The organism is Brucella pseudogrignonensis, assembly GCF_032190615.1.
Taxonomy (GTDB): Bacteria; Pseudomonadota; Alphaproteobacteria; order Rhizobiales; family Rhizobiaceae; genus Brucella; species Brucella pseudogrignonensis_B.
Genome location: NZ_JAVLAT010000001.1, coordinates 73,462 through 85,857, shown reverse-complemented (window position 1 = coordinate 85,857; position 12,396 = coordinate 73,462). Strand labels below are relative to the sequence as shown.

Sequence of the window (12,396 nt, the reverse complement as noted above, 5' to 3'; positions counted from 1 at the left end):
GACTAAATCTTTCAGCGGTCGCGGAAGCGGTTCGTTATTGGATAACGACGATCACGTCCGAAATTCTTCTTGGTAATTTTGACACCAGGTGCCGATTGTCGGCGCTTATATTCGGCCAGATTGAGCAGATGCTCGATCCGTTGCACCGTCTCAAGCGAATGACCGCGCGCAACAATCTCGGCATTGCTCATCTCGTTTTCAACGAGGCATTCGAGAATGTCGTCCAGCACCGGATAAGGTGGAAGACTGTCCTGATCGGTCTGGTTTTCGCGTAACTCGGCCGACGGTGCTTTTGTAATGATATTAGTCGGGATCACTTCGCGGGATGGGCAAAGGCTTCCCACCGGAACATTGTTGTTGCGCCATTCAGACAGTGCGAACACCTGCATCTTGTAGACGTCCTTGATGGGGTTGAAGCCGCCATTCATGTCGCCATATAGCGTCGCATAGCCCACCGACATTTCCGACTTGTTGCCGGTAGTCACAACCATTGAGCCAAACTTGTTGGAGATGGCCATAAGAATAGTGCCGCGCGCACGGCTTTGCAGGTTTTCCTCGGTTACACCGCTTTCAGTGCCTTCAAACATTGGTTTGAGCGCAGAAAGGAAACCTTCAACCGGCTCTGCAATCGGAACAATATCGTAACGCACGCCGAGCGCCTTCGCGCAATCGGCGGCGTCTTTCAACGATTCCTCCGATGTATAACGATAAGGCAGCATCACACAGCGCACGCGATCTTTGCCCAATGCATCGACGCCTAACGCGGTGCAGATCGCTGAGTCGATACCACCTGACAAGCCAAGCACAACATCCTTGAAGCCGTTCTTATTGACGTAATCTCGCAGGCCCAACATGCAAGCCGCATAATCGGCTTCGAGACCCTCGGGCAATTTTGCCTTTTCAGCATCTTCACAGCGCCAGCCATCAGCCTCGCGCTTCCAGATAGTCAAAGTGATGGCTTCTGCGAACTGCGGCATTTGCAGGCAAAGGCTCTTATCCGTATTGAAGGCAAACGAGCCGCCGTCGAAAACCAGTTCGTCCTGCCCGCCCATCTGATTGGCATAGAGCATGGGGAGCTCTGTTTCGATAACCTGCTTGAGCACAACCTGATAACGACGCTCGATCTTGGCACGGTGATAAGGCGAACCATTTGGCACCAGCAGCAACTCTGCGCCGCTCTCTGCCAGCGTTTCCGCAACACCCAAATCGCCCCAGATGTCTTCGCAGATCGGAATTCCAATGCGTACACCACGGAAATTGACTGGTCCCGGCATCGGGCCGGGCTGGAAAACGCGCTTTTCGTCAAACTCGCCGTAGTTTGGCAGATCGACCTTGAAGCGTTCGGCAATAATTTCACCACCGTCGAGAACCGCAATTGAATTATGTAAGCCGCTATCGCGCTGCAAAGGCGTACCGATAATTACGCCGGGGCCGCCGTCAGCTGTGTCTTTGGCCAGTTCTTTCACTGCTTTTTCGCAAGCTGCAACGAAGGCAGTTTTCAGAACCAGATCCTCTGGCGGATAGCCCGCGATGAACAGCTCCGTGAACATCACAAGATCGGCGTTCATTTGGGCGGCTTGTGCACGCGCTGTGCGCGCTTTCTCAAGATTTCCGGCGATGTCGCCCATTACAGGATTGAGCTGTGCAACGGCAATACGAAGCATATCGAGATTCTCGCTAACGCTGGTCATGCGCAAGCTTTAGCGCGCTTGTGTGATTGATTGCAACGGATTGCGTTGAAGAACGGTTGTTCTTTGTCAGATGAGATAGGTTGTAAAAAGAATATAGACCCATGTGACCGTTACAAAAACGATGGCGATCAGCACTGCGAGCGAGCCACAGTCTTTGGCAATCTGAATTTCTTTATGAAAATCACGCGAAACGGCATCGCAGGTCGCTTCGATGCCGGTGTTGAGTACTTCAACCAGAATGAGAAACAGGATCGATCCTGTCATCAGCAGGAATGTCAGCCAAGTTGGAGCAATGAAGAATGCGATTGGGAGCGACAGGAGAAACAGGACAAGCTCCTGCTGAACGGCCTTTTCATGCTTCGCCAAGTGCTTGAGAGCACGCATTGAATTAAGAAACGCCAGAAAAATCCGCTTCATGGATGCCCCCGAAAAATTATGCAAAGATCAATAAGTGTCTTCATATAAAAATCAACAGGGCGGAGAATGAATTCTCCGCCCTGACCTTATTTAAAAAGTGACTTTCCAATCAGGCGTTAACAGCCTGCTTTTCTGTCCCGGCATCGCGTTCCTTCTTGAGCAGTTCTGCCAAAAGGAAAGCCAACTCAAGCGCCTGATCGGCATTCAGGCGTGGATCGCAATGCGTGTGGTAACGATCGTGCAGATCTTCTGCCGAAATTGCGCGGGCGCCGCCCGTGCATTCGGTAACATTCTTGCCGGTCATTTCAACATGGATACCGCCCGGATGCGAACCTTCGGCACGATGGATCGCGAAGAAGGACTCCACTTCCTTGAGGATACGGTCGAACGGACGCGTCTTGTAGCCGCCAGCGGTGATCGTGTTGCCGTGCATCGGATCACAAGACCAGACGACCTTACGGCCTTCACGTTCAACAGCACGAATGAGCTGTGGCAAATGATCGCCAACCTTGTCGTAACCGAAACGAGCGATGAGCGTCAGACGACCTGCTTCGTTTTCAGGGTTGAGAAGATCAATCAGACGAATGAGATCATCCGGCTGAAGCGATGGGCCACATTTCAGACCGAGCGGATTCTTGATGCCACGGCAATATTCAATATGCGCATGATCAGCCTGACGTGTGCGGTCGCCAATCCAGATCATATGACCGGAAGTGCCGTACCAGTCGCCAGAGGTCGAATCGACGCGTGTGAGCGCTTCTTCATAGCCAAGCAGCAAAGCTTCATGGCTGGTGTAGAAATCGGTTTCACGCAAAGAATGATTGCTATCGGAAGTAATCCCAATGGCGCGCATGAAGTTCATCGTTTCCGAAATACGCTGTGCGAGAGCGGCATAGCGCTCTGCCTGCGGGCTTTTGCCAACAAAGCCGAGCATCCACTGATGCACATTCTCGAGGTTCGCGTAGCCGCCCTGTGCGAAGGCTCGCAGCAGGTTCAACGTCGCAGCAGACTGGCGGTAAGCCATGTCCTGACGCTGCGGATCAGGGATACGCGAAGCTTCATCGAAATCGATGCCGTTGATGATGTCACCGCGGTATGAAGGCAGCTCAACGCCATTGAGCGTTTCCATATCGGATGAACGCGGCTTTGCGAACTGACCCGCAATACGGCCAACCTTAACAACAGGCTTGGAAGCACCAAAAGTCAGTACAACGGCCATCTGCAAAAAGACGCGGAAAAAGTCGCGAATATTATCCGCGCCATGTTCTGCGAAACTCTCCGCACAATCGCCGCCCTGAAGCAGAAATGCTTTTCCTTCGGCAACGGCTGCAAGCTGTGTTTTCAGCTTACGTGCCTCGCCGGCAAAAACGAGCGGTGGATAGGTACGAAGGCGAGCCTCAACATCGGTCAAAGCCTGTGCGTCTGGATAAAACGGCACTTGCTTGATCGGTTTGTCTCTCCAGGAATTCGGGGTCCAGTTCTTCGTCATTTCACACCTGTTTAATTATCCGCGCGATTTCTCTCGGATTTTGTCCTCCTTGCACGAAAGCTGGAATGCGCTTGAGCAAGACAATTTAATGTCTTTGCACGCAAACCAGCACGCGTGATCGCGTTGATATAATGCAGACGCTCACTTTATACCAGCAAGAATCGTTAACAGGATTGGAAGGATACGAAAGTTCAGTTTTCGACCTTCTTGCCATTCACAACACGGTAGGTCGGCTTATACATGGTGACCAGCTCTTCCGCTGCTGTCGGATGCACGGCCATGGTGCGGTCGAAGTCATCTTTGGTTGCACCAGCCTTCAAAGAAATTCCCAGCAATTGCGCCATTTCGCCTGCATCCGGCCCCATGATGTGAGCACCGACAACCTTGCGGCTTTCAGCATCCACAATGAGCTTCATCAGCATCTTTTCATTGCGGCCCGAAAGCGTGTTCTTCATCGGGCGGAAAAGTGCGCGATAGATTTCCAGCTCAGCATATTTCTTGGCGGCTTCATCTTCCGGCAAGCCGACGGTGCCGATTTCAGGCTGCGAGAACACTGCTGTAGCAATCAGGTCGTGATCAGGCTTGGTCGGATTGTTTTTAAACGCGGTTTCAAGGAAGCACATGGCTTCATGGATGGCCACCGGGGTCAGCTGAACGCGATTGATGACGTCACCCACGGCCCAGATGTTTGACGCACTGGTGCGTGAATAGTCATCCACTTCGATTGCGCCGAGCGCGTCTGTTTTAACGCCAGCTTTTTCGAGGCCGAGACCCTTTGTGTTGGGCTTACGCCCAATTGCCATCATCACCTGACCGACATTCAGTGTTTCACCATTGGTCAGCAAAACTTTCAGCTCGCCATTAGCCTGTTTTTCAACCTTCTCGAACACCGCCCCGCATATAATGCGGATGCCCTTGGCTTCCATGGTTTCATGCAGCAGATGACGCAGATCATGATCAAAGCGCGACAGGATTTCTTTGCCGCGATAGACAATTGTGGTTTCAACGCCAAGCCCATGAAAAATATTGGCAAACTCGACAGCAATATAGCCACCGCCAGCAATAACGATGGCCTTTGGCAATTTTTCGAGATGAAACGCTTCATTGGAGGTGATGCAATATTCTGCGCCCGGCAGGGATTCATGCACACTGGCAAAGCCACCAGTTGCAATCAGAATCTGATCGGCAGTGACACGGCGACCATCAGCTTTCAGTTCAATCGTATGAGCATCAATCAGTTCTGCACGGCTTGCAAAAATCTCGACCTTCGAGTTTTCCAGACCTTTGCGATAAAGGCCTTCAAGCCGGTCAATTTCTTTGTCTTTGGCTTCAATAAGCTTCTTCCAGTCAAAGCTTGATTTGCCGACATCCCAGCCATAGCCAGCTGCATCTTCAAAATGCTCTGGAAATTGCGAAGCATAGACAAACAGCTTTTTAGGAACACAGCCACGAATGACGCAGGTTCCGCCCATGCGATATTCTTCGGCCAGACCAACCTTTTTGCCCATGGCACCGGCTAGTCGCCCTGCCCGTACACCACCGGAGCCACCGCCGATAACAAAAAGATCATAATCATAACCGGCCATGGAACTCTCCATTCAAATCTGTTTCTTCGACTTATGTAAGCAAAAGAAAAAGCCCGGCCAAGTCGCCGGGCTTTTAAATTCTACGTGACTATCGCAAAATATTACTGAGCTGGCTGCTCAGGAGCAGCAGCGGCACCAGCCTGTGCTGCGAGAACTTCTGCAACAGAGGTCGCGAGATCGCGGGCAATGCCGTTCTGCCAGATATTTGCAGCTTTCACGACTTCACGGGTTACGATTGGACCTTCTGCAAGAAGCTTCTTGCCCGCATCCGATGTGTAGAACGCAGCGATTGCCTTGAGTTCATCTTCGCTGAACGCATTGGCATAAGCGCGGGCAGATTCGGTTTCGAGATCAGCGCGGCGTGCAGCCAAAGCAATAGCCTTGTCATCAACGGTCTTCGTGATGAGCGCTTCAAGGTTTGGATCCTTCTGGATCAGCTCACCCTTGAGAGCGCGTGCCGCGCTTGGCAGAATTTCGTCGAACTGTTCAGTTGCCTGAATCGAAGCGATTGCCGCGCGGGCAGCATCGAGATGCGAGGCAGAAATTTCCTGCGCAGATGCCGCATGGATGCCTGACATCAAGACAAGTGCGGAAAACGGTGCAATCAGACGGCGGAAGCCAGTTGCCGGGATCATATGGTCGGTACTCCGTTCAAACAATTCGTATCGGCCCCTCAAGGCCGGTTCATGGTTCGGATACCGTCAGCGCCAGCGATGATTGCGGCGCGTGCCAGTCCGATAAAAAGTCCGTGCTCAACAACACCCGGTATGGCGAAGAGAGCGTCAGAAAGAATCTTTGGATCGGGAATGCGGCCAAAAGATGCATCCACGATATAATGTCCACCATCCGTTACAAATGGCGCGCCATCTTTTAACCGCAGGACGAGTGGACCTGCAAGACCACATTGCGCTGCGGCAGCCTCAATACCGAGCAAAGTCGCTTTAAGGCCAAAGCGATTGACTTCGATTGGCAAAGGAAAACGGCCGAGTGTTTCAACAACTTTCGATCCGTCGGCAATAACGATCATCGAATCAGACGCAGTTGCTACGATCTTCTCGCGAAGCAAAGCGCCACCGCCGCCTTTGATAAGCGACAGGTTTGGATCAACCTCATCAGCGCCATCAATTGTCAGATCAAGATGTGGCGTTTCTTCAAGCGTTGTCAGCGCAATACCAAGGTCAGCACAGAGTTCTGCGGTGCGCTCCGATGTCGGCACGCCAATAACCTTGAAACCGCTTTTCACCTTTTCAGCCAGCAGGCGCACAAATTCTTCTGCGGTAGAGCCGGTGCCAATTCCAAGACGCATTCCGTCTTTGACGTGCGTCAATGCCTCGGCAGCGGCGGCGATTTTCAGCTTGCGTGCTTCATCCATGCTCAGAATTCCTGTCTTCCCAGCGGATTTTCATCCTTCTCCGGCAACGCCTCTAGCATGCGTGGCCAACGCAACAAAGCTCTCAATACAATTTATCGTTATTTTTGCGATGAACTCTTGTTTCAGCGTTGTCTTGAGAAGACACAAACTTGAGCCTATCTGAAAGATCAGCTAGCAATGCACAGATCAATTCCAGAAGGAAACATTATGTTCGCTGCCAATTCAAAACCAATCATTGTGTTCGATCTCGACGGAACATTGGTTGAAACTGCACCGGACCTTCTGGATAGCTTAAATCATTGCCTTTCGATTTCCGGTTTAAAGACAGCAGATCATGGCGCACTTCGTCGCTTTGTCGGCCAAGGCGGACGCGTTATGATTGAACGCGCTTTTGCAGCCCAGCAAAAGCAGGTCGATGACGCGAAGCTGGATGAGTTGGTTGAAAAATTTCGCGCGCATTATAGCGCAAATATGCCGGGACATTCATCGTTCTATCCGGGCGTGCTTGAAGCCATGGATCGCTTCAGTGCGAATGGCTATACGCTGGCAGTTTGTACAAATAAGTTTGAAGCGCTGGCAGTAAAGTTGCTGAAGGCAATGGGTGAAGCGAATCGTTTCGCTGCTATTTGCGGCGCAGATACATTCGCATTCCGCAAGCCTGACCCTCGTCATTTGACGGAAACCATCGCTCTTGCAGGCGGTAATCGCGACCTCGCTATCATGGTTGGTGATAGCCGTACCGATATTGATACTGCGAAGGCAGCAGGCATTCCTGTCGTGGCGGTCGATTTCGGATATACTGATTTGCCAGTTCAGCATTACGAACCGAGCCGCGTCATTTCGCATTATGATGAATTTACGCTCGAAATGGCGGACCAGCTTTTAGAGGCCGTCGCAGATAAGGTGTAAGGGAGTATGATTATGAATAGATTACTTATGCTTACCACCGTTTTCTCGACAACAATATCAGCATTTGCTTTTGCAAATGAACCTGCGCCTACTGGCCTGCCGGGGGTAAAGCCGCAAACGCCGATCGTATCAGCGCCACCGCCTGCGCCTGAACCCGACAATCAGCAAGGCGGAACATGGAAAAACTTCCGCGTTGGTAATACGGATGTGTCAGTTTCCGGTAGTATCACCGTCGACGTGGGCAACGGAAACAGCCGCATTTCAAGACGCTGATCGCTCAAGAGCTGACCAGACAGCAGGCAGTTGCAGCGGTAAATCCTCGGCAATAAGGCCATGACCGAAACGACGTGCCGCATCAGCGTGTATCCAGACCGCAGCGCATGCGGCTTCAAAAGCTGGCATTCCTTGTGAGAGCAGTCCGCATATGATGCCAGCAAGCACATCGCCCGATCCGGCTGTCGCTAAGAGTGGCGTGCCATTAGCATTGATGGCCGCACGTCCATCTTGTGCTGCGATGACTGTATCTGGCCCCTTATAAATCACCACAGCATTGGCACGTTTGGCTGCCTGGCGTGCCTTATCCGGTTTTGATGTTTCGGAATCCGCAGCAATATCGGGAAATAAACGTCGAAACTCTCCTTCATGCGGAGTGAGTACGAGCGCTGTGTGATCGCTGCGTTTTGCGTTGAAAAGTTGTTCAGGCCTCTCCTCGAAAGCGGTTATGCCGTCCGCATCAAGTACCAATCCCTTTAAATGTTCCGCGCGATTATTCGCTGCTGACAGAAGTAACGGAGCGTGATCGCGCGCAAACTTGGCACTGCCATAGCCTGGGCCGAGAACACAGGCTGCAACCTTGCGATCAATCAGGAATGCTTCAACATCTTTGATACTGCGCGTCTCGCGCACCATTATGCTCGTCAGATGAGCCGCATTTGTTGCAAACGCGTGAGGTGGCGACAGAAGAGTAACAGCCCCTGAACCACTGCGTGCAGCAGCCATGGCGGACAGTCGCGCTGCGCCTGTTGAATGTTCCGGGCCAGAAAAAACAACGGCATGACCGCGACTATATTTATGCGCGTTGATTGACAGTGCTGGTAATTGATCCCGCCAAAGTTCTGGCGCGTTTTCAAATGTATTTGGCGCAATCTTGTCGAGCACATTATCCAAGATGCCAATGTCTGCAACATGAAGCACACCACAATGCGTGCGACCGGGTTGTAAAAGATGTCCGGGCTTTTTGCGGAAGAAGGTTACAGTTGCGCGTGCGTTGATGGCATTACCAAGCACCCGCCCGTTAAAGCCCGAAATACCGCTTGGCAAATCGACAGCAAGAACCGGAATATCTGATGCATTCACCCTGTCGATAACACGCGCCTCAACGCCATCGACCGGACGTGACAAGCCCGCACCATAGAGCGCATCTATAATGCCGACGAAATCAGTCGGCACCATCGCGCTTAGGCGGTGAACTTCTCCTTTGTAAAAATGAAGGGCGCGCATTGCATTACTTCGCTCACGCGGCTGCTTCGTTCCAAAACAAATGACTTCGCGTCCCGCTTCTATAAGGAACTGTGCTGCAACATAGCCATCACCGCCGTTGTTCCCCGGCCCGCATAGAATTGCGATTGGTCCTCGTGCGGAAAACATACTCCGCGCCACTTCAGCAACTGCATGGCCAGCCGCAAGCATGAGAGAAAAACCGTCTCGCTTGCCGCTATCGATGGTTATAGCATCTGCACGCGACATTTGCTCCGGCGTCAAGAGTTCAAACATAAGCGGCACCTTCCTCTGCAATGAACGTTATTAATTACGCGGCAGACGAATTTGCGCAAGCCTGATGAAGTTTATTGCATTTCGCCTATTTTTTAATCACCGCTAACGAGATTGAAACCTTGTTAAAAATCTTTCTCGCAGAGCAGCTTGTGTAGATGCTCATAATAATGCCAGTCTGCGACGAAGAACTTGAACTTTTGAAATTTAAAAAATGCGCTAGCCTCGCGTTTAGCCGCATTTCTAGCGGTTTAGATGCAGAAATATGGGAAAAACCTCCCAAATCAGCGCATGTTTTTAAAAATTCGACAAACGACAAATAAGTTGGCACAGTTCATGCTTCTATTTCAGCGAAACGGGCACAATGTCCATTTCCGAACAAGAGCGGAGACAATTCTCTGATGAAAAAGATCGAAGCCATTATTAAACCTTTCAAACTCGATGAAGTGAAGGAAGCCCTTCAGGAAGTCGGCTTGCAGGGTATTACGGTCATTGAAGCCAAGGGTTTCGGCCGTCAGAAAGGCCATACTGAACTTTATCGCGGTGCAGAATATGTCGTTGATTTTCTTCCCAAGGTAAAAGTCGAAGTCATCGTCGCTGACGAAACTGTTGATGGCGCTATTGAAGCTATTCGCAAAGCGGCCCAGACAGGCCGTATTGGCGACGGTAAGATTTTCGTTTCCAATATCGAAGAAGTTATTCGTATCCGTACCGGCGAATCCGGCGTGGACGCGATTTAACCCAATCAAACTATCGACCGAAGTCTTCCGACCCAAGTCTACCGAACACAGCCGTGCAAACAGGATACCAAAATGACGACTGCCAATGACATTCTGAAACAGATCAAAGACAACGACGTAAAGTTTGTTGACCTTCGCTTCACCGACCCAAAGGGCAAGCTGCATCACGTCACGATGGATGTTGGCCTCGTCGACGAAGAAATGTTTGAAGACGGCGTTATGTTCGACGGCTCTTCGATTGGCGGCTGGAAGGCTATCAACGAATCCGACATGGTTCTGAAGCCAGATCCAGAAACAGCCCACATTGATCCATTCTTCGCACAGTCCACGCTGGTTATTCTCTGCGACATTCTTGATCCGATTTCGGGTGAAGCTTATGGCCGCGATCCACGCGGGACTGCAAAGAAGGCGGAATCCTACATGAAGTCGCTCAACATCGGCGATACCGTTTATGTTGGCCCGGAAGCTGAATTCTTCGTCTTCGATGATGTGAAGTTTAAGGTTGATCCATTCAACACCGGCTTCAAGCTCGACTCGACCGAACTGCCTTCGAACGACGATACCGATTACGAAACTGGCAATATGGGTCATCGTCCACGCGTTAAGGGTGGCTATTTCCCGGTTCCACCAGTGGACAGCCTTCAGGATATGCGCTCCGAAATGCTCACCGTTCTGACGGAAATGGGCGTAACCGTTGAAAAGCATCACCACGAAGTCGCTTCTGCACAGCACGAACTTGGCACGAAATTCGACACGCTGGTACGCAATGCCGACAAGATGCAGATCCAGAAATATGTCGTGCATCAGGTCGCTAATGCCTATGGCAAAACTGCAACCTTCATGCCAAAGCCAGTTTTCGGTGACAACGGCTCTGGTATGCACGTTCACTTCTCGATCTGGAAAGATGGCAAGCCAACTTTCGCTGGCAATGAATATGCTGGCCTGTCGGAAAACTGCCTGTTCTTCATCGGCGGCGTTATCAAGCACGCTAAGGCTGTAAACGCATTCACGAACCCATCAACCAACTCCTACAAGCGCCTGGTTCCAGGTTATGAAGCTCCAGTTCTGCTGGCTTACTCGGCTCGCAACCGCTCGGCTTCCTGCCGCATTCCTTTCGGCTCGTCGCCGAAGTCAAAGCGCCTTGAAGTTCGTTTCCCTGATCCATCGGCAAACCCATATCTGTGCTTTGCAGCTCTGCTGATGGCTGGTCTTGACGGTATCAAGAACAAGATTCATCCAGGTCAGGCTATGGACAAGGATCTTTACGATCTGCCTGCAAAGGAACTCAAGAAGATCCCAACGGTTTGCGGTTCGCTTCGTGAAGCTCTGCAGGCACTCGACAAGGATCGCGAGTTCCTCAAGGCTGGCGGCGTGTTTGAAGACGATCAGATCGACAGCTTCATCGAACTCAAAATGGCTGAAGTGCTGCGTTATGAAACAACGCCGCATCCAGTCGAGTTCGACATGTACTACTCGGTTTAATCGCTACTGCGGGTCGGCAACGGCCCGCATCGATTAAGACGGTTACCGAGGGGAACGACGTGCAAAATGCACGCGAAAGAAAACCCGGCGCAAGCCGGGTTTTCTATTTCTATCAATAAACTACGCTTATTAGCTAAATAATAACTAGAGCGCCTGCAACACGCGGGCTGCAACCAGCATTTCTCCGTGACGGGTCTTGCGACGCGCTTGTGCTTCTGCGTCTTCACCCCAATGCTCGACAGTCCAGTCTTCATCGAGATGCGCACGCTTCCAGCCGTCTTCTACAGACAATTCGCCCTTAGCAATTGCCAATGCAATGAGTGCGGAGCCCGTCAGTGTGGTCATGGTGTGGAGCGAAGCCAGCGCAATCGGATTTCTAAATTCTGTCAGATGAACGCCAAAAGCTGCAATTGCTTCGCGGGACTGTTCAACATGCATCACGCCTTCGGCCAGTGCAAAACGTGCGCCGAGGCTTTCGGCCCAGTCGATCAGCGGACACCATTGTTCGGTCTGGCGAGCAACAAGCTCTTTCGGGCTCGCGGCGCGGTAACAGATCATGTCGGTGCCAGCAAAGCGCAGAATATCTTCGAAAACCGCCTGCGGGTCTTGCGCAATGCCGTCGATTGCTGTGTTCACCAGACGCGTTGCAGGCATCTTGGAAGGATCGATAACTTCTACCTGTGCGCGAAACTCTTCTGCAACGATTTCTGCCGCTTGCGCTGTTGGCAAAAGCAAAACTGCACGCGCAGGTGTTTTAACCGGGCGACCATCCAGATGCACCGTGAAACCGCCTTCGGTTTCAGCCACTTCCGCCTTTTCATAAAACCGTTTTGGCAAAGGTGTGCGCATCAGTTCCTGCGAGCGCTTTACCGGGTCGGTTTGCGAGATCGGCATTTCAGCTTGGGGATCGCTCAGAGTGTCGCGCATAATACTATCCAAT

Annotated in this window: 12 protein-coding genes; 4 read left to right on the top strand and 8 right to left on the bottom strand. The window is 51.6% G+C overall.

What is annotated here, in order from left to right; genetic code table 11:
* Positions 1-11 precede the first annotated feature (11 nt).
* The 6 genes from RI570_RS00475 to rpiA all read right to left on the bottom strand — a co-directional run bounded on the left by RI570_RS00475 (position 12) and on the right by rpiA (position 6,555).
* Positions 12-1,691, bottom strand: coding sequence for an NAD+ synthase (locus RI570_RS00475; RefSeq protein WP_313826478.1), 1,680 nt, complete (start codon positions 1,689-1,691; stop codon positions 12-14).
* Between the two features lie 66 nt (positions 1,692-1,757).
* Positions 1,758-2,108, bottom strand: coding sequence for a diacylglycerol kinase (locus tag RI570_RS00470; protein WP_313826477.1), 351 nt, complete (start codon positions 2,106-2,108; stop codon positions 1,758-1,760).
* Positions 2,109-2,217: 109 nt separating this feature from the next.
* Complete coding sequence (locus tag RI570_RS00465; RefSeq protein WP_250040760.1) at positions 2,218-3,597, bottom strand: class II 3-deoxy-7-phosphoheptulonate synthase; 1,380 nt, start codon at positions 3,595-3,597, stop codon at positions 2,218-2,220.
* A 191-nt stretch (positions 3,598-3,788) separates the two neighbouring features.
* Positions 3,789-5,183, bottom strand: a complete 1,395-nt coding sequence (gene gor, locus RI570_RS00460) for a glutathione-disulfide reductase (protein ID WP_313826476.1) — start codon at positions 5,181-5,183, stop codon at positions 3,789-3,791.
* A gap of 101 nt (positions 5,184-5,284) precedes the next feature.
* Entirely contained in the window at positions 5,285-5,818 is a 534-nt protein-coding gene (locus RI570_RS00455; RefSeq protein ID WP_250040769.1) for a DUF2059 domain-containing protein, read from the bottom strand.
* 38 nt (positions 5,819-5,856) lie between these two features.
* Positions 5,857-6,555 (bottom strand): ribose-5-phosphate isomerase RpiA, encoded by a 699-nt coding sequence (gene rpiA / locus RI570_RS00450; RefSeq protein WP_313826475.1) that lies wholly within the window; start codon positions 6,553-6,555, stop codon positions 5,857-5,859.
* Positions 6,556-6,762: 207 nt separating this feature from the next.
* Between rpiA and RI570_RS00445 the strand changes: the two genes are divergently transcribed.
* Positions 6,763-7,464, top strand: a complete 702-nt coding sequence (locus tag RI570_RS00445) for an HAD family hydrolase (RefSeq protein WP_313826474.1) — start codon at positions 6,763-6,765, stop codon at positions 7,462-7,464.
* A gap of 6 nt (positions 7,465-7,470) precedes the next feature.
* Positions 7,471-7,737 (top strand): hypothetical protein, encoded by a 267-nt coding sequence (locus tag RI570_RS00440; RefSeq protein ID WP_313826473.1) that lies wholly within the window; start codon positions 7,471-7,473, stop codon positions 7,735-7,737.
* Here the strand turns inward: RI570_RS00440 and RI570_RS00435 are convergent.
* The gene (locus RI570_RS00435) at positions 7,726-9,237 is read right to left on the bottom strand and encodes an NAD(P)H-hydrate dehydratase (protein ID WP_313826472.1); all 1,512 of its coding nucleotides are present in this window, start codon (positions 9,235-9,237) and stop codon (positions 7,726-7,728) included. The two genes, RI570_RS00440 and RI570_RS00435, sit on opposite strands and share 12 nt — an antisense overlap.
* 398 nt (positions 9,238-9,635) lie before the next feature.
* Here RI570_RS00435 and RI570_RS00430 point away from each other — a divergent pair, with 398 nt between their 5' ends.
* Together RI570_RS00430 and glnA are read left to right on the top strand one after the other, a co-directional pair.
* A complete protein-coding gene (locus RI570_RS00430) occupies positions 9,636-9,974 on the top strand; it encodes a P-II family nitrogen regulator (protein WP_007874909.1) in 339 nt (112 codons plus the stop codon).
* Positions 9,975-10,046: 72 nt separating this feature from the next.
* On the top strand, positions 10,047-11,456 hold the full coding sequence (glnA, locus tag RI570_RS00425; RefSeq protein ID WP_313826471.1) for a type I glutamate--ammonia ligase: 1,410 nt from the start codon (positions 10,047-10,049) through the stop codon (positions 11,454-11,456).
* Between the two features lie 144 nt (positions 11,457-11,600).
* Here the strand turns inward: glnA and RI570_RS00420 are convergent, their stop codons facing one another.
* On the bottom strand, positions 11,601-12,383 hold the full coding sequence (locus RI570_RS00420; RefSeq protein WP_313826470.1) for an ATP12 family chaperone protein: 783 nt from the start codon (positions 12,381-12,383) through the stop codon (positions 11,601-11,603).
* Positions 12,384-12,396: the final 13 nt, after the last annotated feature.